The organism is Agrobacterium vitis (genome assembly GCF_013337045.2).
In the GTDB taxonomy this organism is placed as follows: Bacteria; Pseudomonadota; Alphaproteobacteria; order Rhizobiales; family Rhizobiaceae; genus Allorhizobium; species Allorhizobium vitis_B.
In genome coordinates, this window is record NZ_CP118259.1 from 301,618 (window position 1) to 325,716 (window position 24,099).

Annotated in this window: 18 protein-coding genes; 9 read left to right on the top strand and 9 right to left on the bottom strand. The window is 57.4% G+C overall.

The features are described from left to right. Positions 1–45: 45 nt before the first annotated feature. Positions 46–1,473 carry a 2-hydroxycarboxylate transporter family protein gene (locus tag G6L01_RS01405; protein WP_081343952.1) on the bottom strand — a complete coding sequence of 476 codons (1,428 nt, stop codon included), beginning with the start codon at positions 1,471–1,473 and terminating at the stop codon, positions 46–48. A gap of 116 nt (positions 1,474–1,589) precedes the next feature. Beyond that, positions 1,590–2,537, bottom strand: a complete 948-nt coding sequence (locus G6L01_RS01410) for a GlxA family transcriptional regulator (protein ID WP_070163578.1) — start codon at positions 2,535–2,537, stop codon at positions 1,590–1,592. Between the two features lie 184 nt (positions 2,538–2,721). Here G6L01_RS01410 and G6L01_RS01415 point away from each other — a divergent pair, with 184 nt between their 5' ends. Continuing rightward, a complete protein-coding gene (locus tag G6L01_RS01415; protein WP_070163586.1) occupies positions 2,722–3,396 on the top strand; it encodes a DJ-1/PfpI family protein in 675 nt (224 codons plus the stop codon). 64 nt (positions 3,397–3,460) lie between these two features. Here the strand turns inward: G6L01_RS01415 and G6L01_RS01420 are convergent, their stop codons facing one another. The 7 genes from G6L01_RS01420 to G6L01_RS01450 all read right to left on the bottom strand — a co-directional run bounded on the left by G6L01_RS01420 (position 3,461) and on the right by G6L01_RS01450 (position 14,101). Beyond that, positions 3,461–5,683, bottom strand: a complete 2,223-nt coding sequence (locus tag G6L01_RS01420; RefSeq protein ID WP_070163579.1) for a methyl-accepting chemotaxis protein — start codon at positions 5,681–5,683, stop codon at positions 3,461–3,463. A 956-nt stretch (positions 5,684–6,639) separates the two neighbouring features. After that, positions 6,640–8,457 carry a phosphogluconate dehydratase gene (edd, locus tag G6L01_RS01425; RefSeq protein ID WP_070166391.1) on the bottom strand — a complete coding sequence of 606 codons (1,818 nt, stop codon included), beginning with the start codon at positions 8,455–8,457 and terminating at the stop codon, positions 6,640–6,642. Positions 8,458–8,600: 143 nt separating this feature from the next. Continuing rightward, on the bottom strand, positions 8,601–9,299 hold the full coding sequence (gene pgl / locus G6L01_RS01430) for a 6-phosphogluconolactonase (RefSeq protein WP_070166392.1): 699 nt from the start codon (positions 9,297–9,299) through the stop codon (positions 8,601–8,603). 13 nt (positions 9,300–9,312) lie between these two features. Beyond that, positions 9,313–10,782 carry a glucose-6-phosphate dehydrogenase gene (gene zwf, locus G6L01_RS01435; RefSeq protein ID WP_070166353.1) on the bottom strand — a complete coding sequence of 490 codons (1,470 nt, stop codon included), beginning with the start codon at positions 10,780–10,782 and terminating at the stop codon, positions 9,313–9,315. Positions 10,783–10,868: 86 nt separating this feature from the next. Continuing rightward, positions 10,869–11,312, bottom strand: a complete 444-nt coding sequence (locus G6L01_RS01440; RefSeq protein ID WP_070166354.1) for a hypothetical protein — start codon at positions 11,310–11,312, stop codon at positions 10,869–10,871. Between the two features lie 17 nt (positions 11,313–11,329). Beyond that, entirely contained in the window at positions 11,330–12,613 is a 1,284-nt protein-coding gene (locus G6L01_RS01445; RefSeq protein WP_070166355.1) for an NAD(P)/FAD-dependent oxidoreductase, read from the bottom strand. Between the two features lie 69 nt (positions 12,614–12,682). Continuing rightward, entirely contained in the window at positions 12,683–14,101 is a 1,419-nt protein-coding gene (locus G6L01_RS01450; RefSeq protein ID WP_411909750.1) for a glutamine synthetase family protein, read from the bottom strand. A 146-nt stretch (positions 14,102–14,247) separates the two neighbouring features. Here G6L01_RS01450 and G6L01_RS01455 point away from each other — a divergent pair, with 146 nt between their 5' ends. From G6L01_RS01455 to G6L01_RS01490, 8 genes are all read left to right on the top strand, one after another. Continuing rightward, the gene (locus G6L01_RS01455) at positions 14,248–15,435 is read left to right on the top strand and encodes a BaiN/RdsA family NAD(P)/FAD-dependent oxidoreductase (protein WP_070166356.1); all 1,188 of its coding nucleotides are present in this window, start codon (positions 14,248–14,250) and stop codon (positions 15,433–15,435) included. A gap of 296 nt (positions 15,436–15,731) precedes the next feature. Continuing rightward, positions 15,732–15,878 carry a hypothetical protein gene (locus G6L01_RS01460; RefSeq protein WP_156540775.1) on the top strand — a complete coding sequence of 49 codons (147 nt, stop codon included), beginning with the start codon at positions 15,732–15,734 and terminating at the stop codon, positions 15,876–15,878. Positions 15,879–16,210: 332 nt separating this feature from the next. Continuing rightward, positions 16,211–17,071: a LysR family transcriptional regulator gene (locus G6L01_RS01465; protein WP_070166393.1), complete on the top strand. Its 861-nt coding sequence runs from the start codon at positions 16,211–16,213 to the stop codon at positions 17,069–17,071. 241 nt (positions 17,072–17,312) lie between these two features. Beyond that, entirely contained in the window at positions 17,313–19,841 is a 2,529-nt protein-coding gene (locus tag G6L01_RS01470; RefSeq protein ID WP_070166357.1) for a methyl-accepting chemotaxis protein, read from the top strand. Between the two features lie 418 nt (positions 19,842–20,259). Continuing rightward, on the top strand, positions 20,260–21,375 hold the full coding sequence (locus tag G6L01_RS01475; RefSeq protein ID WP_174089177.1) for a LysR family transcriptional regulator: 1,116 nt from the start codon (positions 20,260–20,262) through the stop codon (positions 21,373–21,375). Between the two features lie 161 nt (positions 21,376–21,536). Next, positions 21,537–22,178 (top strand): hypothetical protein, encoded by a 642-nt coding sequence (locus tag G6L01_RS01480; RefSeq protein WP_139190212.1) that lies wholly within the window; start codon positions 21,537–21,539, stop codon positions 22,176–22,178. Positions 22,179–22,348: 170 nt separating this feature from the next. Continuing rightward, complete coding sequence (locus tag G6L01_RS01485) at positions 22,349–22,645, top strand: hypothetical protein (protein ID WP_070166360.1); 297 nt, start codon at positions 22,349–22,351, stop codon at positions 22,643–22,645. A 242-nt stretch (positions 22,646–22,887) separates the two neighbouring features. Beyond that, positions 22,888–24,081 (top strand): TCR/Tet family MFS transporter, encoded by a 1,194-nt coding sequence (locus G6L01_RS01490; protein ID WP_070166361.1) that lies wholly within the window; start codon positions 22,888–22,890, stop codon positions 24,079–24,081. Positions 24,082–24,099 lie beyond the last annotated feature (18 nt).

The following is a 24,099-nucleotide window of genomic DNA, read 5'->3' on the forward strand; positions in this document are numbered from 1 at the left end:
TTGAGTCGAAAACGCCGCGCTGGCACCAGCGCGGCGTTTTCGCATTCAAGCCAGATGCTGGAAGGCCAGGATGGCGCAGGTGACCGTGATGGCACCGCCGATGCGGGTGGCGATCTGCGAAAACGGCATCAGGCTCATCCGGTTGGCGGCGGTCAGAATGGCGATATCGCCGGTGCCGCCCTGGCCGCTGTGACAGCCGACCACAACGGCGACATCGATGGGAAACATCTTGACGAGGCGGGCAGACAGAAATCCGGTGCCGATCAATGTCAGCACGGTGCTGACCACCGTGACCACCGTTTGCAGGGTAAAGGCGCTGATAAACGATTGCCACGGCGTGTAGGAAATGCCCATGGCAAACAGCAGGGGCCAGGTCACGATGCGCGAGAAAAACGCGTAAACTTCTCGTCCACCGTCTTCCAGGCTTGGCGAGACCAATTGACCCAGCTTGGCAATCACCACCAGAAACAGCATGGTGATCGGGGCTGGAAAATCCAGAAGCCGCTGGGCGAGAACACCCACCAGATAGAAGGTGATGATGGTGACGCCCGCCGTGGCAATCATTGCGCGATCCACAGGCTGTTCACCCGGCTTTTTGCCGTTGATGTCGATATTCAGCAGGCCCGCCTGCAACCGGCCTTCGCCGGTGAGGTGAGGATAGCGTTTGCCGAGCACATTCAGCAGGCCGCAAATCACCACTGCTGTAAAACTGCCCAGCATGACGACGGGAATAATCTGCGCGAAAATCTCGTTTTGCGGCTGAGACAGAACGCCGGAATAGCCCATGGACAGAGGGATTGCGCCTTCGCCGAGGCCTCCGGCCATGATGGGCAGGACGACGAAAAACAGGCTATGCTCGACGGTCATGCCCATGATCACGCCGACCAGGGTACCAACCAGCATGGCAGTTATCGAGCTGATCGCCAAAGGCACGAAAATCTTGAAAAACCCGGCAATCAGCACGCTACGATCCATGCTGAGGATGCTGCCGACAATGATGGCGGCAATATACATGTAGAGGAAATTGGAGCTCTTGACGAAACTGTCGATCGCTTCGGCGACCGGCGGCGGAATGATGCCGTAAAACACCATGGCAGACGGCACGACAAAACACAGGATCGCCGCTCCGCCCATCATACCGAGCCATGGCAGCCAGCGACCCAGCTGCATGAAGAAGAAGCCACCAAAGGACAGAATGGCAATCGACATCGTCAGGTCGGAGGGCACTTTGCCGGTCGCGGCGAAGGCGGCAATCAATACGAAGAGAAGAATATAAATTGGAACGGGAACGACGCCGATCTTCATATCGACGATCCGCCACCATTGTTCACGCCAGCCATTGATTGCGCCAGCCGGTGTTGAGTTGGGGGGGCGGTCATCGTGCTGAGTGGGAGTGTTGCCTTGCAGTCGTTCGGATGTTTTATCGGCCTGGGAAGCAGCTGAATGTTGATCGCTATCGAAAATTGATGGCACTATAAACTCCTGTCTAACGTCTGGGCTTCGTTTTATAGGAGCCTCCGCAAAGGTAAATTAAAAAAGTCCTGATGGCATGGGGCATATTTTCCCAGTGAATACGCCCTGCCGCTGCTTCAAAACCGCTCGCGATAAGCCTGGGGGGGCGTGGAGAGCATACGCAAGAAGCTTCGGCGCATGGTTTCATCCGCGCCGAACCCACAGCGCAGCCGTGTTTGTGCAACACTGACACCCTGTTCCAGCAGACGTCTTGCTGCTTCCACCCTTATTTCTTCCACGGCCCGCGCTGGCGTTCGTCCGGTGGATTTGAGGTAATGGCGACAAAAGCTGCGCGTGCTCATATGAACATGGTTGGCGAGCGTCTCCACCGACAGATCACGACGCAGATTATCCAGAATCCAGCTGTGCAAAGCGTCAAACCGGTCGCTCCCTTGCTGTAAAGCCAGCATGGTGCTGAACTGTGACTGTCCGCCGGGTCGCTTAAGAAAGACCACCAATTCGCGTGCAACAGCAAGAGCAAGGTTTCGGCCAAGATCGGCCTCCACCAGAGCCAGCGCCAGATCAATTCCCGCAGTGACGCCGGCGGATGTCCAGATATGGCCATCCTGAAGAAAGATCGGGTCCGGGTCGAGTTTGACCTGCGGAAAGCGTTCGGAAAACTCCGCACAGCGGTTCCAATGGGTGACGGCCTTCCGCCCGTCCAGCAAGCCAACCTCAGCCAGCAAAAATGCGCCACTACAGACCGAGCAAACACGGCGGGCATGGGCGGCCTTGGTGCTAATCCAGTCCAGAAGTTCCTGATCACGGCAGGCCGCGTTGACGCCACGCCCACCCGAAATAATCATCGTGTCGATTGGCTGATCTGTCTTTGAAAGCTGCTGGCTGGCAAGGGCCAAGCCAGAATTGGTCGTAACGTGCCCGGTCTTGCTAACCAAACGCACCTGATAGGCAGGTGCTTTGCCCAGCAGGCTCAATTCTTCATTGGCGGTGGAAAACACCTGAAATGGGCCGGTGATGTCGAGCAATTGGGCGCTTTCAAAGCCGAGAATATCGATGATACGCATGGATTGGCAGAATCCGAGTGATTGTTGGCAATTATGCCAATTCTTCTTCGGCTAGGGTGTCCGTGTCAATCCTCGCAGGAGACCCGTGCGGTGTTTGACGTTCACGCGCGCGTTTATGCCAAAGCGGAAAAATTCGGTGCGCTCACCCTGCCACTCTGATGGCGCCCTTCGATAAGGAATGAAAATGACCTTTCATGTCGGAATTCTCGTCTTTCCGAATGTTCAGCAGCTGGATCTGACGGGTCCATTTGAGGTATTTGCCTCTGCGCCGGATGTTGTCGTGCATCTGATCTGGAAAGACCTGGAGCAGATCATCTCAGCGACAGGCTTAGCGCTGTCGCCAACAGTGACTTTCGCCCATTGCCCACGATTGGATGTCATTTGCGTGCCGGGCGGAAAAGGCATTGATGCCTTGATGCAAGATGAGGATGTGCTGACATTCCTCCGGGAAAAAGCGCCAGATGCAGCCTTTGTCACCTCTGTTTGCACGGGATCACTCGTGCTGGCGGCGGCGGGGTTGCTGAAGGATAAGAAAGCCACCAGCCATTGGGCGTCAAAACACCTGCTGGCTCCATTGGGAGCAATTCCGACGCAGGGCCGGATCGTCACCGATGGCAATGTTATAACCGCAGGCGGGGTCACAGCCGGGATTGATTTTGGCCTGACCGTTCTTGCGGCCCTGATCGGTGAGGATGTGGCCCAAACGGTTCAACTGGCTTTGGAATATGCACCGGCTCCCCCCTTTCAGGCGGGAACACCGGAAACAGCACCGGCTGCCATCGTCGCCAGGGTGCGCGAAAACTTAGCAGCAACGCTGAAGCAACGGCAGGACATTGTTCGCCTGTTGACTGCTTCATAATTCCTTAAATGACACGGCAGGGCGTCTGCCCTGCCGTGTCACGTGGTTTGCAAGCTGATTCCGATCAGGCGGCGCGCCGCATGCCCTGGTCGGCCTTGTGGACCCTGAACTGCGAGATCAGGTTGAGCAGGTTGACGGTTTCCTCGGCCAGTTTCGATGTGCTGGCAGCAGCTTCCTCGACCATGGCGGCGTTTTGCTGGGTCATCTGGTCCATCTGGTTGACGGCGGTGTTGACCTCGCTAAGGCCCGTCGATTGCTCGTTTGCAGCCGTGGCAATCGACGTGACCTGGGTGGAAATGCCGATGACCTTTTGCTGGATTTCCTTCAGCGCTTCCCCGGTGCCGGTTACCAGCCTCACGCCTGTTTCCACTTCATTCGACGATTTGGTAATCAGCGCCTTGATGTCCTTGGCAGCGGTGGCCGACCGCTGCGCCAGTTCGCGGACTTCCTGCGCGACAACCGCAAAGCCCTTGCCGGCCTCGCCAGCGCGGGCAGCCTCAACCCCGGCGTTCAGGGCCAGAAGGTTGGTTTGGAAAGCAATCTCGTCAATCACATTGATGATCTGGGTGATTTCGTTGGAGGCTTGCTCGATACGGCTCATGGCGGCTGTCGCGTCCTGGACGACATTTGCGGATTGCTCGGCAAAATGACGGGCTTCAGAGACCATTTTGCTGGATTCCTGCGCCCGCTCGGTCGAGGTTTTGACCGCTACGGTGATTTCTTCCAGGGCCGACGAAGTCTCTTCCAGCGAGGCCGCCTGGGTCTCTGTCCGCCGAGACAGATCGTTGGAGGCCTGGCGGATTTCGTCGGCGCCGCCGTTGATGACATCTGCGGATTGGCGCACCTGTTCCATCAGCAGCCGCAGCTTGGTCATGGTGTCATTGACATTGGTTTGCAGTTCGGCAAACACACCTTGATATTTGCCGTTCATGGCTTCCGTCAGGTCGCCATTGGAAAGGGCGGACACAACGCGCCTGGTCTCTGCTATGCCCTTATCCACGGAGTCGACCAGCGTGTTGACGTTATGGGCAAAGGCGTCCAGATCCGGATTGTCGTAGTGCTTGGTAATGCGGCTGGTGAAATTACCGGCGACCGCTGCTGAGACGACTGTGGCAATATCGGATTGCAGATCGGCATTTTTCTGCTGCAAGGCAGCGTCCTGGGCGGCCAGCTGGCGAATTTTGATGGCATTCTGCTTGAAGACATTGACGGCCTTGGCCATCAGCCCAACCTCGTTATCGTATGCGAGGCCCGGAATATCGGTTTCCAGTTGATTGTCGGCCAGCTTGCCCATGGCCGAGGTGATTGCAAAGATCGGACGGCTGATGCTGCGGGCGATTATGAAAGCCAGCACGGAGGCGAGGATCAGGGCGAGTGCGGCGACAATAATGGCGGTGGTGATCGAATCGCGCATTGTCTCATCGATGCGAGGGCCGAGCGTGTCCTGCTCCTTCTTCAGGATCAGTTTCAAATCCTCGGTTTCCTTGCCCAGTTTTGGACCAACGACGTTCATGACATCGGTGATGACGGCATTGCGCTTGGTGATGACCGCCTGGGTCTTTTTCAAGTCACCGATATAGGTGTTGAGATCATCCAAACTGGCCTTGAACTGCTGGAGGCGGTCCGGGCTGGTAATGGCGGCGGTAACGGCGCTGCTGTTGGCCAATGCATCCTGGCCTGCCGCCAGCGCATTTTCAAAATCCTTGGTTTCGTTGTTCAACAGGTATTTTGCAGTGGCCAAGCGCATGACAAATGTCGAGGTTTGGAACACGCTGGCTTCATAGGCCGCCTCGGTGTTGCCAGTCCTGTCAAAATCAGCAAGAATGTCATTCATGGATTTCTGGAGCCTCGGCCCGATGACATCGAGGCTTTCATCTACAAGTTTGTCGCGTTCCGTTTGTGCGGCGACCACGGCTTTGAAGCCATTTTCATAATCTGAAACTGCGGTCGTAAATCCTGAAGTCGCAGCCTTTTCCACATCTGTGCGCGCCATGCCTGCGAGCGTGACGGCGCTCTCCTTGACGGTGGTCAGGCGCCTATCAAAAGCGGTAAGATTCTCGGCAGACTGGGTGGTTTGATATTTCGTGAAGGCCAGCCGGGCCTCCAGCATGTTTGCCTGCACGCGGCCCGCTTCATTGGTCAGCCGGGCAATACTGCGATAATCCGAGAAATCGGATTGATTGCCGGTGTTCGAGTACACCGACATCCCTGCAATTGTAATGAGTATGGCAATGATGATGCCAAAACCACCATAGATCTTGTGGTTGAGTTTCATATTGTCAAGCATGGCTCAGTGTCCTCGTTTGTTTCAAGAGCATTTTCCGTCATTTTGCACTGTAAATTAATAAAATCTAATGTAGAGAAAAATAAATTAAATAATTGTGAAGCAGTCAGCTGTCGAGATTTATCGGCAAGTAAAACCGCTCGATAAATAGAAACACGGTCATTTTCGTCCCGGTCTGGAATATGGGATGAAATCGATTCTGGTAGTGTGACTGGAGAATATTTTTATTTACTTCTAATGATCTAATAAAAAAACTAAAAATTTATGAATAATGAAAACACAGAAACAAAATGTGAATCTTAACAAATAATAGCTATTTTTATATTCAATTATCGATTGAATACTGAAGTTGAGATAAAAATGATTTCCGTATTAAAAGCAATGTTAGAAGTCGGGCCGCGTGTTGCATATGCGAATAAATCTAGTATATTTTGAATATGAGATATTTAGTGTTTTCAACGAGAGGATGCAGCGCATCTTTGAGCTTTCGTATAATATAGGTAGCAGTAACGCCCTCGCATTGTTGTGGGCGCAGTTGCATCGCAATAGCCCCGGCTCTTTGCCAAGAGCAGCATTGCATATATCATCATTGGTTGAATTGGCTGCCCGTGAAAATCACCTAGGGTTGTGAATTCATTCGACCTAGAGAACATGATGCTGTGAGTGCGTCCTTAGACAACTCTGGTGGGCATCATAAACTTGACGTACAACAAGGCTTGACTGCGATGCCGGTCGAGTTCGCCGGTCATGCTCCCATGATTTTCGCTCACAGGGTCATCGCTTTTGAATGCTATTCGCGATGATGGCTGCTGCATAATTCCTCAAATCGGAATCGATTAAGGAGAAAATTATGCAGGAGATTTAAAGAGTTATAGCGCCGTGCGTTTTATAAAACGCTCGGCGCTATAACGTCTGTTGTTTTCGGAAAAAAGTGGTTTCCACTTTTCCTAAGGCAAACTCTAGAACAGCACGCTGGCGCCCTGATCTGCCGGGCCTGCAATGCGACGCAGGGGGGCAAATAGTTCACGTCCCATGCCGAAGTCATTGTCTGTGAGGTCGATGACTTCGGGGCTGCGACCGGCAAATTCCGCTGCATCGACAAGCACTTCCAGCGTCCCCGCCACGGCATCGAGGCGGATCATGTCGCCATCGCGGATCTTGGCAATTGGCCCGCCATCGACGGCTTCCGGCGTGACGTGGATTGCGGCAGGCACCTTGCCAGACGCGCCGGACATGCGTCCGTCCGTCACCAGCGCCACCTTGAGGCCACGGTCCTGAAGCACGCCAAGCGACGGGGTCAGTTTATGCAGTTCCGGCATGCCATTGGCCTTCGGGCCTTGGAAGCGCACCACGGCGATGAAGTCGCGGTTCATCTTGCCTGCCTTGAAGGCATCCTGCATGTCCTGCTGGCTATGGAACACCATGGCAGGTGCCTCGACGATGTGGCGCTCCGGCTTGACGGCGGAGATCTTGATGACAGCCTTGCCCATATTGCCGGTCAGCATTTTCAAGCCGCCATTCGCCTGGAACGGTGCTTCGATCCGCGACAACACTTTCGGATCGGCGCTGTCTTCGGGCGAGGGCTGGCGGTCGACGGTGCCGTCGGCGTTCAGATGCGGCTCGATCGTGTAGGCGGAAAGCCCCTGGCCATAGACCGTGCGCACATCGTCATGCACAAAACCGGCGCGCAGCAATTGCTTGATCAGGAAGCCCATGCCGCCGGCGGCGTGAAAATGGTTCACATCCGCAGAACCGTTCGGATAGACGCGGGCCAGAAGCGGCACGATGTCGGAGAGGTCGGAAATATCCTGCCAGCTGAGCAGAATGCCCGCCGCCCGCGCCATGGCGATCAGATGCATGGTGTGATTGGTGGAGCCGCCCGTGGCATGCAGGCCGACCACGCCATTGACGATGGAGCGCTCATCGATCATTTCGCCCGATGGCGTGTATTGGTTGCCAAGCGCGGTAATTGCCAGCGCCCGCTTGGTGGCTTCGCGGGTCAGCGCATCGCGCAGAGGTGTGCCGGGATTGATGAAGGAGGCGCCGGGCATGTGAAAGCCCATGATTTCCATCAGCATCTGGTTGGAATTGGCGGTGCCGTAGAAGGTGCAGGTGCCGGGGCCGTGATAGGATTTGGATTCGGCTTCCAGCAGTTCGGCCCGGCCAACCTTGCCCTCGGCATAGAGCTGGCGAATGCGGGTCTTTTCGTCATTCGGCAGGCCTGTGGTCATCGGTCCAGCCGGAATGAACACCGAGGGCAGATGACCGAAGGTCAGTGCCGCAATCATCAGGCCGGGGACGATCTTGTCGCATACGCCCAGAAACACGGCCGCATCGAACATGTTGTGGCTGAGGCCGATGCCAGCCGCCATGGCGATCACATCGCGGGAAAACAGCGACAGTTCCATGCCGGGCTGGCCTTGGGTTACGCCATCGCACATGGCTGGCACGCCGCCTGCCACCTGGGCGACGCCGCCCACTTCGCTGGCTGCCTGGCGGATCAGCGCCGGATAGGTTTCAAACGGCTGATGCGCCGAAAGCATATCGTTATAGGCGGTGATGATGCCGAGATTGGGGACGGTGTCGCCAGCCAGTGCGGCCTTGTCCCCGGGGGAACAGACCGCAAAGCCATGGGCGAGATTGCCGCAGGCCAGCGAACCCCGGTTGACGCCCTTGCCAGCGGCACGGCGAACGCGATCCAGATAGGCTTCGCGGGTCGGCTTGGAGCGCTCGACAATGCGCTTGGTGATGGTTTCGATACGGTGATCGGCACTCATGGAAAGCATCCTTCCTGAAAAGGGCAGGGGCGGCGACCTTGGCGCTTGTTAAAGCGCTGCGGTCGCCCGCGCTATTGGGCCTCGTTCGTCAAGGCCGCATCGCTTTTGATGCCAGCCTGGCTATCAGGGCGTTCTGATCGAGATCAGGGCGCCCAGTAAATATCGACAGGCGTCTCGGCCCGGGCCAATACGGCGCGAACAGGCATTTCGGTCTCGTCCGTCCCCGCCAACGCCTTGTCCAGCACCGCCTGCTTTTCCGCGCCCTCGATATGGACGATCAGCAGACCGGCATCAGCGAGGCTGGAAAAAGACAGGGTCAGCCGTGGCTCGCCAGCACCCGGCGCTTGCATGGTGATCACCCGGGGTGGCAGCGTCAGGTCAAGCGCGTCTTCCAGATTATCGCCACCCGGGAAGAACGACGCGGTGTGGCCATCGGTTCCCATGCCGAGGATAACCACGTCGAGCGGCGTGCCAAGGTCGGACACCGCATCGCTCGCCACCGCAGCAGCAGCCTCGATGGTCTCTTCCGGCGAATAGAGCGGCACGAATTCGGCCTCGGCGGCCTGGTTCTTCAACAGATGCGTGGCGACCAGCAAATGGTTGGAACGGGGATTGTCCTCAGGCACGAAACGCTCGTCGACCAGCGTCACCGAGACTTTATCCCAGTCCAAGGCCTTTTGCGACAGTGCCTCGAAGAAGGCCTTGGGCGTGGAGCCACCGGAGACGGCCAGCGAAGCAGCACCGGAGGCGGTAATTGCCTCCGTCAGCGCTGCGGCCACACGGTCGGCCAGCGCTGTTGCCAGCGCCGCGCCAGTGTCAAAGCTATGCAGTGTATGCGCCATGATGCCAATGCCCTCAGTCATTCTCGTGCCAGGTGCGACCGTCACGCTCGATCAGCGCGATGGCCTGGCTTGGTCCCCAGGTGCCGGACGTATAGCCCTGCGCCCGTTGGCCGATTTCTTCCCAGCTCTTCAGGATCGGATCGACCCAGTTCCAGGCCGCTTCCACTTCGTCGCGGCGCATGAACAGCGTCTGGTTGGAGCGGATCACGTCCATCAGCAGCCGTTCATAGGCGTCCGGGTTGCGTACGCCGAAGGATTCGGCAAAGCTCATGTCCAGCGGCACATGGCGCAGGCGCATGCCGCCCGGACCTGGGTCCTTGATCATCAGCCATTGCTTGACGCCTTCGTCCGGTTGCAGGCGAATGACCAACTGGTTGGCCTCGATACGGCCGACATCGCCAAAGATCGAATGCGGAATCGGCTTGAACTGGATGACGATTTCCGAAACGCGGCCTGCCAGACGCTTGCCGGTGCGCAGATAGAACGGCACGCCCGCCCAGCGCCAATTGTTGATCTCGGCCTTGATGGCGACGAAGGTTTCCGTGTCGGATGTGTCGCCCAGCTCTTCCGTGTAACCCTTGACCGCACCGCCTGCCGAAGCCCCGGCCTTGTACTGGCCGCGAACGGTCATTTTTTCGACATTGGAGGCGTCGATTGGCTTCAGCGCTCGCAGCACTTTCAGCTTTTCGTCGCGCAGCGCCTCTGAGTTCATCGAGGACGGGGCTTCCATGGCCACCAAGCACAGCAATTGCAGGATATGGTTCTGCACCATGTCGCGCAACGCACCTGCCTTGTCGTAATAGGTGACGCGGCCTTCCAGCCCGACGGATTCGGCCACCGTGATCTGCACATGGTCGATATGGGCGGAATTCCACAGCGGCTCATAGAGCGCATTGGCAAAGCGCAGCGCCATCAGGTTCTGCACGGTTTCCTTGCCGAGATAATGGTCAATGCGGAAGATCTGCTCTTCCTTGAAAACCTTGCCGATGGTGTCGTTCAGCGCCTGGGCCGAAGCCAGATCGCGGCCAATCGGCTTTTCCACCACGATGCGGGTGGATTTGGTGATCAGCTTGTGATCGCGGATCTTGTCGGCGATATCGCCGAAAATCGATGGGGAAACGGCCAGATAGAAGGCGCGCACGATGTCCTTGCCGGTATCCAGCAGCTTTTTCAGCGTATCCCAGCCCTTGTCATCCTTGGCATCGACCGAGACGTAATGCAGCCGGTCGAGAAAGCGCTTGACCTGGCTCTCTTCCAATTCATCGGGCTTCAGAAATTCCTTCAGGGCCTTATGAGCGAATTCGCGGTATTCCGCATCCGTCATCGGCGAGCGCGAGGCCCCGATGATCCGGGTCGGCTCGGTGAGCTGGCCCGCCAACTGGCGGTGATAAAGGGCCGGCAGAAGCTTGCGCTCGGCAAGATCCCCGGTGCCGCCAAAGACGACGTAGTCAAAGGGTTCGACAGGAATAATCTGGCTGCTCATAAGGGCATCTCTCATTCATGGCCATCGGCTAGGCTGATGGCTCAGGTTATAATTCAATCGATTTAAAAAAGCCACACCCTGTGTGGTTAATTTCCTGATAGCGGGTCTGGCGCTTCGGATTGCCGAGGATCGTGAAGGATCCTTTTTGGATCGCTGTGTTGGTCGTGATCATGCGCTTTGCCTTCGCTTTGGCCGAAAAACAGCTTCGAGACCGATCCCAGAGCCCGTGCCAGGATACTGGTGCGGGTCACCGGGCTTTCATCAGGTGGTGGTGCGGGCTCCAGTTCTGGGTCGTCGGGTGCCCCTTCCGTTTCGGCCAGCAAATCGAACGCCATTTCTGCTTGTGATTGTGGCACGAGAATAGCCAATCCATCCAATCCCCTGGACAAGTGAACACCCCGATAGTTGCTTGGATTGCCGCGCTCGCCGACGATAATGCCATAGGCCTCCAGGTAAGAGCGCGTCACTAGAAATTCGTCTTCGCTATAGACTGTCGCAACGCAGACAGGGCGATCGAGACCCTCTTTCATACTTCGCTTCCTTGGCCTCAAAAACGGTCGCGCAGGGCATACCAGCTGAGCGCCAGGAACAGAAGCGGCGAGCGCAGCCGGGACCCGCCTGGAAAAGCCGGAACCTTTAACTCCTTCAACAGGTCCAACTCGCTGGTTTCTCCCAGAACCGATTTGGCAAACAGCGTACCGCAATAGTTTGACAACATCACGCCATGGCCGGAATAACCAGCGACGGACATCACCCCGGGCATGACCTCGCGGGCAAAGGGCTGGCGGTTCATGGTGATGCCGACCGAGCCGCCCCAGGCATGGGTCATTTCGATGCCATCAAGGGCCGGATAGATCTCGGTGATCTGGCGGCGGATATGGTCGGAAATGTCGCGCGGGCTGTCGGCGGTATAGGCTTCGCGTCCGCCAAACAGCAATTGGCCGTCGCGGGTCTTGCGGAAATAGCGCACCACGAACCGGCTGTCGGCGACTGCTTCCGAACCCGGCAGGATGTCCGGGAAATCCTTGAGCGGCACGGTGGCGCCAATGAAGGAGCGAATCGGCATGACATGGGACGCCGTCACCGGTTCCAGATTGCCGATATAAGCATTGGTGGCGATCAGCACATGGCGAGCGGTAATCGTACCCTTCGGCGTTTCGATCATCGTCTTGCCGCCGCTTTGGGCAATCGATGTGGCCTTGGTCATTTCGTGCAGGCGCGCTCCGGCATTCTTCGCCACCTTTGCCAGCCCCACCAGCAGTTTCAGCGGGTGGATATGGCCGGTGCCGATATCGCGGATGCCGCAGTAATAATGACTGGAGCCAAGCCGCGACGCCGTTTCCTCGCGGTCCATGAAATGCATATGCGGATAATGAAACCGTGTGGCGGCAATCTCGACGCTTTTGCGATACTCCTTGTCCTTGCCGCGCTTGTGCTCGACATTCAGCTGGCCGGGCATGAATTCCATGTCGATCTGGTGCTCGCGGGCAAAATCCAGAATATAGCGTTTGGCGTGTTCGGCCATATCGAACAGCGCCTTGGCGCGCTCAAAACCAAATTCGGCTTCAAGCTCCTCCGGCCAGGCCCGCTGGCCGGTGCCGAACTGGCCGCCATTGCGCCCCGAGCCGCCATCACCGAACCGACCGCCTTCGATCAACACCACGCTGACCCCGGCGCGTGCCAGCGTATAAGCCGCCTGCAAGCCGGTATAGCCGCCGCCGACAATGGCGACATCTGTCGTGGTCGAGCCATCCAGCGGTTCGTATTCAGGGCGTTCGCCCACGGTGGCTTGATACCAGGAAAGGCCGGGTGCAATCGGGCTTTGCCACATGCGAAGCTCCTTTTTGAATGCTGCAAGGCGGCCCGCCTGGGACAGCGGGCGCCATGACAGCTATATGGATCAGACGTTCAGCAGCAGGAATTCACGCTCCCAGGGGCTGATTACCTGCATGAAGGTCTCGAATTCGCCGCGCTTGACGCCTGCATAGATATCGATGAAGGCGCGACCGAACACGGTTTCGAAATCCGGCTCGCTTTCCAACAGGGCGACGGCTTCCAGCAGACCGCGTGGCAGCTCAATGGAGCCTTCATTGGCGGTATCTGCCGTCGGTGCGGTCGGCTCGATCGCCTTGCAGATGCCGAGATAGCCGCAGCCGAGCGAGGCGGCCAGTGCCAGATAAGGGTTGGAGTCCGAGCTTGGCAGCCGGTTTTCCACCCGTCGCGCCGCCGCATCGGAAATCGGCACCCGGAAGGCCGTGGTGCGATTGTCATAGCCCCAGGCATTGTTGACCGGGCAGGCCATATCGGGCGTCAGGCGGCGATAGGAATTCACATAGGGCGCCATCATCACCAGCGAATTCGGCACATATTTCTGCATGCCGCCGATGAAGTGGAAGAATTCTGACGACGGCGAACCATCGGCCTTGGAAAAGATATTGCGGCCGGTTTCGATATCCACCACCGACTGGTGGATATGCATGGCCGAGCCCGGCTGGCCCTGCATCGGCTTGGCCATGAAGGTCGCGAAGATCCCGTGTTTCAGCGCCGCTTCACGAATGGTGCGCTTGAACAGGAAGACCTGGTCGGCCAGCTCGATCGGATCGCCGTGCCGCAGGTTGATTTCCAGCTGCGCCGGGCCTTCCTCATGAATCAGCGTGTCGATTTCCAGGCCCTGCTTGGCCGAGAAGTGATAGATATCATCGATCAGCTCGTCGAATTCGTTAATCCCGGCGATGGAATAGCCCTGGCCGCCGATGATCGACCGGCCCGACCGGCCTTTCGGCGGATGCAGCGGGTAATCCGGGTCCTCGTTCTTGGCGACCAGATAGAATTCGATTTCCGGGGCGACGACCGCCTTCCAGCCCTTTTTCTCGTAGAGGCTAAGGACGTTCTTCAGCACGTTGCGCGGCGTATAGCTGACATCCTCGCCTTCGGTGCCGACGATGTCGCAGATCACCTGCGCGGTCGGGTCGGTTTCCCATGGCACGACCGACAGTGTCGAGAGATCCGGCAGCAGCTTGATGTCGCTATCGCGGCTGTCATAGCGGAAATTGCCGGTTTCATCGGGATATTCGCCTGAGATCGTGTGGCGATAGAGTGCTGACGGCAGGGCAAGGGAGGTATTGCTGGTGAATTTCGAGCTCGGCATCATCTTGCCGCGCGGCACACCGGCCAGATCCGGCGTGATGCATTCGATATCCTCGATACCGCGGGAGCGCAGCCAGGAGGCCGCTTCTTTCCAGGTCTTGACCCCACGCGTCGGGCTGATATCTGGGGGAATGCCTGCTTTTTTGGACGCCGCGCCCTTGGGTCTGAGCATTGTCTTTTTTGCAGGCATGTCTCACCGGATCTGTGTTGATAATGATGCCATCATATCCGCCTCGCTGGAATTGGCGAGGGTGAATATGCAATTGACATCGCTTTGCCGATCGAAAACACAACAGACATGGCGATGATGACGAGGACATGACATTGGACAAACGGGTGGATGTGGTGGTGATCGGGGCAGGGGCCGCCGGCATGATGGCGGCGATCCGCGCTGGCCAGCGGGGCCGGTCTGTCGCCGTGCTCGATCATGCCAAGGCACCGGGCGAAAAGATCCGCATTTCCGGCGGCGGGCGCTGCAATTTCACCAATATCCATGCCGGGCCGAAACAGTATCTCAGTTCCAATCCGCATTTTGCCAAATCGGCGCTGGCCCGCTTCACGCCCGCCGATTTCATCGCCATGGTCGAGGGCCACCGGATCGCCTGGCATGAAAAGACGCTTGGGCAATTGTTCTGCGATGACAGCGCCAAGGATATTATCCGCATGCTGCTGGAAGAGATGCGCGCCGCCGGTGCAAGGCTGCATATGCAGACCGACATCCGCGCCGTGGAAAAGACGCCAGACGGTTTTCGCGTCGAAACCTCTGAAGGCACCATTGTCTGCCAGTCGCTGATCATCGCCACCGGCGGCAAATCCATCCCGAAAATGGGCGCCACCGGCTTTGCCTATCGGCTGGCCGAACAGTTCGGCGTTGGCCTGGTCGAGACTCGCCCGGCGCTGGTGCCGCTGACGCTGGAACCGGGGCTGCTGGAGGAACTGGCGCCGCTGTCCGGCATGGCCGTCGATGTGCTGGTGCGTCATGGCAAGACCGAGTTTCGTGAAGCGCTGCTGTTTACCCATCGCGGTCTAAGCGGCCCGGCCATCCTGCAAATCTCCTCCTATTGGCGCGAGGGCGAGGCCATTACTCTGTCGCTGCAACCGGAGCTGGACTTTCTGGACCTGCTGAAAACTGCCCGGCGCGACAATGGCCGTCAGGCGGTGCAGACGGTTTTGGGCCAATATCTGCCGAAGCGGCTCGCGCAATACTGGACGGAGCGCCACGGGCTGGAAAAGCCGCTGGCCGACCTGTCCGACAAGGTTTTGGCAAGCATTGCTGATGCCTTGCGCAACTGGCAGATCAAACCGGCGGGATCGGAAGGCTACCGCACCGCCGAGGTGACCCTGGGCGGTATCGATACCCAGGCGCTGGACTCCAAGACCATGCAGGCCAAGGCGGTGCCGGGTCTCTATTTTATCGGCGAGGCCGTCGATGTGACGGGATGGCTGGGTGGCTATAATTTCCAATGGGCCTGGGCGTCGGGCCATGCAGCGGGCCTTGCGGCGTAATATTTGCCATCCTAGTGGTCCTGAAGATTCCGACATTTGCTCTCTAGGGTGCTGCAAACGGATGCAAATGTCGGAATCGGACCACTAGCGCGACGATACGATTTGTTTACCGCAATTGTGTCCTGCATGGTCAAGTCTTGCGTCACGCCGCATTCCCGCCACCATCTTTCAATAGTTGTTAATATACCTCAGTCATCGTGATCTTCCGCCTCGTTGTTTTGCTGTTTTTCGGGACGGGTTAGGGTTACGATCAAGGTCGGGGTGATTCCCCGCTTAACTTTTGGAAAGTGCTGCCAATGAACAGACCCATCCGGAAGGCCCGCGCCATTGCTATCGCCAAGGCGCGCGACGATCAGAACAAACTTATCCTGCGCAGCGCTGGCCTCGGCCTGATGGCCTGCTTCATGGTCTATGGCCTGATGCTGATTGGCGTTATCGGCTGATCAGACCTTTGCGCCTGCGGCAAAGCGGCGATTGTCGCTTCCGCCTGCGCGTCCACATCTTCCGGCGCGCACCTGCGGCGCTTTCGCATGTCGAAAACTCTGGAAACGATCCGGCTTAGGCGCGGCCAGGATGGCTCACTGTAGAAGCTGTAAAACGCATCCTCTTGCTGGGCTGGCGTCAATGCATGACGGTTCATCGCCTCCCGTCGTATGGTCTCCTGAAAGGCAAGCAATCCGATAAAGTCCATGATCGTCTTCTCCAATGTTGTGGAGAAGGCTAGCGTTTCATGGATGATGGATATATCGCCAAGTTTGCGCTATATCGCTCACCCATGAAAAACCTGCCCTGGGATACCTATCAACTGTTCATCGATGTGGCGCGCAATGGCGGGCTGACGGGGGCTGTGCAATCCACCGGCCTCAGTGCCGCCACCCTTGGCCGCCGGATGGTGGAGTTGGAGCAAAAGCTGGGTCGTATCCTGTTTCACCGCGCCCAGACTGGGTATACGTTAACGGTGGATGGTCGCGCCCTGCTCGATCATCTGAAGGCCTTTGAGGCGGCGGAGCGCGGCATTGATCTCTGGCGCCAAGAGGCGTCGCAGCCAGCACTGGTGCGGGTGACGGCGGGAACATGGATTGCCTGGCTGATCGCTCAAAACCTGCCGAAGCTGTGCCGGAGCACTGATCGCTTTCGCCTCGATTTGCATATTACCGAAGAGCGCGCTGCCCTTGCGCATCGCGAAACCGATATTGGTATCCGGGCTTTCGAGCCACAGGAGAGCAATCTTGCCAGAGTCCCACTCGGCGAGGTTGCCTACGCGGCCTATCGCCACCGCCTTGCCGACGAACTGCAAGCCCAACCCTGGATCGCGGTGACGCAGGAGGCGGCAATCTCGGCCTATTTGAAATGGCCGCATCAACATAGGGCCGAGCAGATCCTGATCACCGTCAACCGCCCGCGCTCCTTGAAAGATATGGCAGTCTCGGGCATGGGCCTTGCGGTCCTGCCGTGTTTTGTCGGTGATAGCCATCCGCAGCTTCAGCGAGTTGACGAGGAAATTACCGAATTGCGCCATCGGCAATGGTTGGTCACCAATAATGACGACCGGCACAGAAGTGAAATCCGCGATTGCGCCGGGCGTTTGGTTACCCTGATGAGAGACTGCTCAGATGCTTTCGCCGGGCGACGATAGGCGGCAACCATAGAGATTAAAACATAAATATAAAAATAAACCAAGGGTTTATTTTTATCTATTGGAAATAAAAGATTAGGCAGACTGCGTTGCTTTTTAGAACGAAGTGGATGTGCATAAATATAATTCGATGAATAATATTCAGATTTTATTCAGACCACCATGCAAGAACAGAAAGGCGGCATTTTTATTCGTTTATTCGAATTAATTAATTTCGCCCTTTGTTTTCGGGGATTTGGCTATGGTATTTGATCGTCTTCTTTCTCGCTGCAAAATCCAGACCAAGGTTCTGGTCTTCATCGTTCCCTTCGTTCTCAGTATTTCGGCGGTGGGCCTGACCGGCTATTATGCATCGCGCATCCTGCAAGGGCAGATGGAAGTCACCAATCGTGTGGTCAACACGCTGAGTGGTTTCAAGAATGTCTATGCGGCGATGACGGCTTTCCTGCAAAAGACCACGGATGCATCGAAAACGGCGCTGGATCAGGAGCTGGATGGACAATTGTCAAGTTTAAAGGCCATGCGCGCTTCGATTTCGGATGAGAGCGGCACAAGCCAGATCGATACGGCCATTGCCGGAACCCAGGCGATTGCCAGTCAGATCAAGCGCCTTTGGGAGCTGAACCAAGGCGCGGCGGATCTGCGTGCGGCGCTAGAGGCCGATACCCAGCAATTGTCCAACCAGCAGAGCGATCTGCTCTCCTATTCCACCCGCGTCCGCGAGGCGCTGGCCAAGGATGAAAATCAAGCCAAGACCATGTTGCGCGACTCTGACAGGTTGACGCGCGGTGCCAATCTGATTGCCCAGCTCGTCACCGATTTCAACAGTGCCACAGCCCCCGAGGCGAAGATGAGCCTGGTCAAGGCGCAGATGCCGGAGCTGAAAAAGGCCGTCACCGATATTGCCGCCGCCTTGCCGACAGAGCAGGCCGTGCTTGGCACATCGCTGACCGACAATATTCAACAATTGGCCTCCCAGGTCGAAATCGGCATTGTCAACGACACAACGGTTGGCGCAGCCGAACAGTCAATCAACCTGATGCGTCCGGTTTCCATCCGCTTGCAGGGCGCGTCTACCTTGAAATCCCGGCAGGCGACGGCAGTGTTTGGAACCCTCGACCAGCCAATTGCCGAAGCGACCGCTTTGCTTACCGCCACACGTCAGCTGGTGGATATCAGCAATGGGGTTGAGCTGCGCAGCTCGAGGTTCCTGGCGGCGGCATCGGCGGATGGCCTGCAAAAATTGCAGGCCTCGCTTGGCACCCTGAAACGCCGTGCCACAGCCATGGCCAAGGACCCCAGTGTTAGCGTAGACATTAAGGCGAAGCTGGCACAGATCGGCCCGTTGACCGATGCCATGGGCGATAAGGCCACCCAGTTGGTGGCTATGGATGGTCAGAAAACCACCGCTTTCCTTGCCGCTGCCCGCGATATCGACATCATCTGGTCGCAGCTGAGCGATTTTGCCGCCTCCCAGCGTCAGGTGGCCGATCAGCAGAGCGCCTCTGCCGATACCATGTCGGCGCTGGCTCTGCTGGCAGGCATCGTTATCGCCATTGTCGCTGGCATTGGGTTGATTGCCACCTTCAAGGGGCCGATCAACCAGATCACCGCCGCTATGCGGCGCCTGGCATCCGGCGATCTTGAGATCGAGATTGCTGGTGGCGCGCGTCCCGATGAAATCGGCGATATGGCCCGCGCCCTTGGCGTGTTCAAGGACAATGCCGAGGCGAAGATCCGCGCCGAGGCCGAGGGTGCGCGGGTTCGCGCTGAAAGCGAGGCCGAGCGCGCCCGCAACGACGCGGAAAAGCGGCAGGCCGACCAGGACGTGCAATTTGCGGTAACGGAACTGGCCGCCGGGCTGGAGCGCCTCGCCAATGGCGATGTCTCCGCCACGCTGGATCATCCGTTTGCCGGGCGCATGGAACAGTTGCGCAGCGATTTCAACCGCTCGCTGACCCGGCTGAAGGAAACCATTGGCCTGATCCAAGGCAATGTCACCGCCATTCAGGGCAATGTGCAGCAAATGGCCCATTCCACCGACGACCTGTCGCGCCGCACGGAAACCCAGGCCGCCTCGCTGGAGGAAACCGCCGCTGCCGTCAACGAAGTCACCTCCAATGTCCGCCAGGCCGCCCATAAGGCGCGTGAGGTCAATGATATCGTTGGCGAAACCCGTGGCAATGCCGAGAAATCGGCTGTCGTGGTCGGCAATGCCGTCTCTGCCATGGGCCGGATCGAGGATGCTTCGAAAAAGATCGAGCAGATCATCAGCGTCATCGAGGAAATCGCCTTCCAGACCAATCTGCTGGCGCTGAATGCCGGTGTCGAGGCAGCCCGTGCGGGTGAGGCGGGCAAGGGCTTTGCCGTCGTCGCCCAGGAAGTGCGCGAACTCGCCCAACGCTCTGGCCGCGCCGCAAAAGACATCAAGACGCTGATCAACACCTCCACCGAAGAGGTCAATGCCGGAGCAAGACTGGTGCAGGAAACCGGTGCTGCCCTGACCGTCATCAGCCAGCAGATCGCCACGATCAGCACCCATGTCGAAGGCATAGCCGCCGCCAGCCGCGACCAATCGGCAGCCCTTGGCGAAGTCAACAGCGCCGTCGGCCAGATGGACAGCCTGACCCAGCAAAACACCGCCATGGTCGAAGAAACCTCCGCCGCCAGCCGCATGTTGGCCGACGAGGCGGATCAATTGGTGGGGTTGTTGCAGCAGTTCAAGCTGGAAAGCGGGTCGCAGCCGGGACGTTGGGACCGGGCGGCTTGATGGATATTGTATGAAGTGAGAGGCGCCCGGTTGAGACACCGGGCGTTTTTATAGGCATTTGATATAAAACGATAAGCGGCATATCTGAGAGCAAGAGCCGCCAACATTTACGTTCGCCGTTTATGGCTCCGCCCCCCTCATCCGGCTGCCGCCACCTTCTCCCCGCTGGGGAGAAGAGGGAAGGAGCCGCAGCGCCTGTTGTTTCCTCGCCCCAGCGGGGAGAGGTCCGCCGAGCAGAGCGGAGGCGGGGTGAGGGGATGAACTGGCGCTTGCGTTTACATACGCGAGATACCCTTGCCTGGCGGTGCAGATGGGCTGAACCGGCTCTGAGTGTCATTGCTTTGCGCCAATGGCGGAAGCGTTTTGGCCAGCCATGTCAGAGGTTACAATTTCGTCACCAACGGTTGAAGCTTTGCCAATGGGCCTTCTCAAAGGGAAGCTCAAGGCCGACATCACTATAGAGGGTTATTGGAGGTTCCGCGCACCGGCGACTTCTCCAGCGCCGTATCAATCGATAGATAATCCTCATGATTTTCTCCAAAACCTGCTAGGTTCCGTCAATGATCACTGGAGTTTGCGGGAAATGGAAACAAAGTCTGATCATGCTTATCATGATGAATTTCGATGGATGCGTCGTGGAATACCGTCGTGGTCGATCCTGTTGTCATTCGTCGAAGTCGTTCAATCTGGAAGTGTAACGAAGACGGCAGCTCGGCTTCATTTGACGCAAAGCGCCGTTAGCCACCACATTTCTCAGTTGGAGGGCTTTGTTGAGCAACGACTGTTCGAGCGGTCGGGTAAAGCGATGAAGCCAACGGCGAACGCGCGAGCGCTTGCCTTCCAACTGCAAAGTCAGCTTCGCGGGGTTTCAGACGCATTGGAAGCCGCCCGCCCGCAGTCCCGGCATAATGATTTGCATGTGGTCGTTGCTCCCGAGCTTTATCGCTATTGGCTTGCCCGTCGGCTTGACGCCTTCCTGGTATTGCATCCGGAAATTTCGCTTCGGCTTAGCCAAGATTATCGACGCGATGTTTTTTCCGATGGAGGCGCAGACGTCCAGATCCGCTTGGCTCAACCTGTGCAAGGTCAAGGCGGGTTTGCGATCTCCGCCGACGAGGAATTTGCAGTGTGTTCGCCGAAGCTTTCCGAACAACTTCCCCCGCGAAACGCTTTTGCTGCCGCTCCGTTTTTAACTCATGCGGACGCCTATCACACCAGGTTGGACTGGCGGCGCTGGATGCTGGAACTCTTCGGCATCGAAGGCGCAGATTGGATTTCCGAATATCTTGCGAAAATGGTGGTCTTCCCCACTTTCGATGAGATGTTAGATGCATGCCGGCGGGGAGAAGGCTTTGCTCTGGTGCGGTCCATACTTGCGGTCGATGAGATCTCCTCTGGCCAATTGGTTAAAGCCGTCACCGAAAGTCTCTCCGCGGAAATGAACTACCATGTGGTTTATCCAAGCAACGGAACCCTCCATCCACCAGCAGCGCTTTTTGTAAAGTGGTTGCACGGTCAGACGCGGACTTCTTGAGTGTTGGATGCAAAGCTATCGCGTGGTAGCTCGCAAGGCATAAAGTAATTTAGAATCGAGAGACGACGGGAGCTTGGCTGTTAAGCGCCAGAAGCGGACACTAGACAATCCGTAGAATGTTCTCGATATACGGTTCGAGTTAGTTCAATCTTGGAGGCTCTATGGGGCTCGATCTAGTTGTAGAAGGCTGCGCGAAAGCCGGGCACGAAGTGGAGTGGCGGCGGCTAATCGAGCGAGTGTTTGCAAACGACGAATTGTCGGACGCGGATATTGCCCGGTTCAACGAGATCAGCACTCCTGCCTACGAAAATGTTGGCGCACCGCGTGTCGGTTACGATGCCGCAGCAGATGCTTGGATCATCAAGGCGCAACAAGCGCAAACATCCGATGAGATCGCGCAAACCTTGATGCAGTTCCATGGACACTATGTTCTGCAACTCGTCGAATGCGATGGCCTTCCGGTCTATTCGAACGCGGGCTTCTATGATGGTGTGGACGAAACGAGTTTCAGAGGATCATTCCTGGAGGATTGTACAAATGTGATCAGCGATGAAATGCTGGCAGAGGCATGGGAACACAAGCTCCCCGGGGCAGCGCTCGACTACGGGCGAGCGCTGCTGGAAGCTGCACATGCAGCCGAAACATCGCCGCGGGAAAAGCGCAAAAGTCTGCTCTCCCGTCTATCCTTCCCCAAGCCAGCCGCGACGCTCCCATTGCAAGAACAAATGGACATCGTACGTGCCGCTGGGCAATGGTTCATGTTCTGGGGCGAACGCGGCCATCCGATCAGAGCTTATTTCTGAGTTCAACAAACATATGACGGATGCCGATGGCAATATCTTAAATGACTCTCTGTCCGCTTTGGGCCAAAAGGCGACTTCTGACGGATCGCGCCAGGAGCGGTCATTGCGATAGCGACCTCTGCCATATAACGTTCAGATCGCCAACAAGACTGCAGGCGAGCGAGGGCATAATGTCGTTTCCCGAAGAGAAACTCTGGGACCACATCAATGACGGCTGGAGCCAAATGTCCTTCAGGCAGCGCAAGCTTTGGGAGATGATCAAGCGACTGCCTGAAGAATGGGAGGTGCCTGGCTACGGTCTCTGCTGGGTGGTCGCCTTGATGGGCAACAAGGTTATCTTCTACGACCATTTCGAAGAGGGGTTCGCCCGATCATCATGGTCTCAGTATGGTGTTGTTGACCGGTACCAGTCCGGAGACGATTTAGAGATTGCGGTCCAGACGCTGCTCAACAACATCGCTGATTGATGCGAGTGACGACTTTATCGGGGGCCAGCAACTGACTTTGAAATAGCGGTCAGCTACTGTCGGAGTCCGCTTTGGGCCGAAAACGGACGAGACTTGAACACATTTGCAAACCTTATAAGGCCGAACTGCCAGCCATCGGCGTCTTCTCTGAACCATCCACCTGCCCACTCTCCGTTTGCACGCATTTCCGATCACAAAACCGAATCGCACTTCGTCGAAAATCCGTGTAACCGGAATGCGCTATGAACAAAGCTCTCGTCGTCATCTTCGCCACCGTCGCCCTCGATGCGGTTGGGTTTGGCCTTATCTTTCCCATTCTGCCGGCTTTGTTGCGGGAGGTGACGCATATTCAGAATGTGGCGCCCTATATCGGCATGTTGGTGGCGCTTCATGCGGTCATTCAGTTTATCTTTGCACCGATCCTGGGATCGCTCAGTGATCGGCTCGGTCGCCGACCGATCCTGTTGATTTCGCTGGCGGGGGCGGCGGTCAATTATCTGTTTCTCGCCTTTGCCGACAATCTCTGGCTGCTGCTGCTGGGTCGCGCAATTACCGGGTTGACCAGCGCCAATATGTCGGTGGCGACGGCCTATGTAACGGATATTTCGCGGGAGGATCAGCGGGCGCGGCGCTTTGGTCTGTTTAATGCGATGTTTGGCCTGGGCTTTATCTTCGGCCCGATTATCGGCGGGGCGCTGGGGGATTATTGGCTGCGGCTGCCCTTCATCGCCGCTGCCGTGCTGAATGGCGGCAATCTGCTGCTGGCGTTTTTCGTCCTGCCGGAGTCCCGCATCCCGACGCGGGAGAAACTCGATCTGGCGGCCATCAACCCGCTGCGGCCTTTGCGCTGGGCGTTTTCGCTGAAAAACCTGCTGCCGATGGTCATCCTGTTTTTCCTCTTCAGCCTGACCGGCGAGGCCTATGCCACCTGCTGGGCGCTGTGGGGCGGCGATGCGTTTCAGTGGAGCGGGCTGTGGATCGGCCTGTCACTCGGCGCGTTCGGCATCTGTCAGGCGCTTGCCCAGACCTTTCTTCCCGGCCCGGCGGTCAAGCTGTTTGGCGAGCGGGTCGCCATTTTGATCGGCGTTTCCAGTGCCTGCTTTTCGCTGGCCGTCATTGCCTTTGCAACGGAAAGCTGGATGGTGTTTGCGATCATGCCGGTTTTTTCTCTCAGCGGCATTGGGGTTCCGGCGCTGCAATCGCTCGCAACCGCCCAGGTCGATGCGGACAAGCAAGGCCAATTTCAGGGCGTGCTCGCCTCTGCCCTCAGCCTCGCCGCCATTATCGGTCCCCTGGCGTTTTCAAGTGTTTACTTCCTCATCCGGGATTATTGGCCGGGGGGCATCTGGATGTCGGTCATCGCCGTTTACGCCATCAGCGTCCCCTTGGTTCTGGGCCTGCGCCTCAAGACTAAAACCAGCGGAAAAGCAGTTTAGCCCGACCTCCCAGCCGGG

Coding starts and splice junctions, on each gene's coding strand:
- G6L01_RS01410 (WP_070163578.1), bottom strand. CDS start 2,537: ATGCGTATCATCGATATTCTCGGCTTTGAAAGCGCCCAATTGCTCGAC.
- G6L01_RS01415 (WP_070163586.1), top strand. CDS start 2,722: ATGACCTTTCATGTCGGAATTCTCGTCTTTCCGAATGTTCAGCAGCTG.
- G6L01_RS01420 (WP_070163579.1), bottom strand. CDS start 5,683: ATGCTTGACAATATGAAACTCAACCACAAGATCTATGGTGGTTTTGGC.
- edd (WP_070166391.1), bottom strand. CDS start 8,457: ATGAGTGCCGATCACCGTATCGAAACCATCACCAAGCGCATTGTCGAG.
- pgl (WP_070166392.1), bottom strand. CDS start 9,299: ATGGCGCATACACTGCATAGCTTTGACACTGGCGCGGCGCTGGCAACA.
- zwf (WP_070166353.1), bottom strand. CDS start 10,782: ATGAGCAGCCAGATTATTCCTGTCGAACCCTTTGACTACGTCGTCTTT.
- G6L01_RS01440 (WP_070166354.1), bottom strand. CDS start 11,312: ATGAAAGAGGGTCTCGATCGCCCTGTCTGCGTTGCGACAGTCTATAGC.
- G6L01_RS01445 (WP_070166355.1), bottom strand. CDS start 12,613: ATGTGGCAAAGCCCGATTGCACCCGGCCTTTCCTGGTATCAAGCCACC.
- G6L01_RS01450 (WP_411909750.1), bottom strand. CDS start 14,101: ATGCTCAGACCCAAGGGCGCGGCGTCCAAAAAAGCAGGCATTCCCCCA.
- G6L01_RS01455 (WP_070166356.1), top strand. CDS start 14,248: ATGACATTGGACAAACGGGTGGATGTGGTGGTGATCGGGGCAGGGGCC.
- G6L01_RS01460 (WP_156540775.1), top strand. CDS start 15,732: ATGAACAGACCCATCCGGAAGGCCCGCGCCATTGCTATCGCCAAGGCG.
- G6L01_RS01465 (WP_070166393.1), top strand. CDS start 16,211: ATGAAAAACCTGCCCTGGGATACCTATCAACTGTTCATCGATGTGGCG.
- G6L01_RS01470 (WP_070166357.1), top strand. CDS start 17,313: ATGGTATTTGATCGTCTTCTTTCTCGCTGCAAAATCCAGACCAAGGTT.
- G6L01_RS01475 (WP_174089177.1), top strand. CDS start 20,260: ATGGGCCTTCTCAAAGGGAAGCTCAAGGCCGACATCACTATAGAGGGT.
- G6L01_RS01480 (WP_139190212.1), top strand. CDS start 21,537: ATGGGGCTCGATCTAGTTGTAGAAGGCTGCGCGAAAGCCGGGCACGAA.
- G6L01_RS01485 (WP_070166360.1), top strand. CDS start 22,349: ATGTCGTTTCCCGAAGAGAAACTCTGGGACCACATCAATGACGGCTGG.
- G6L01_RS01490 (WP_070166361.1), top strand. CDS start 22,888: ATGAACAAAGCTCTCGTCGTCATCTTCGCCACCGTCGCCCTCGATGCG.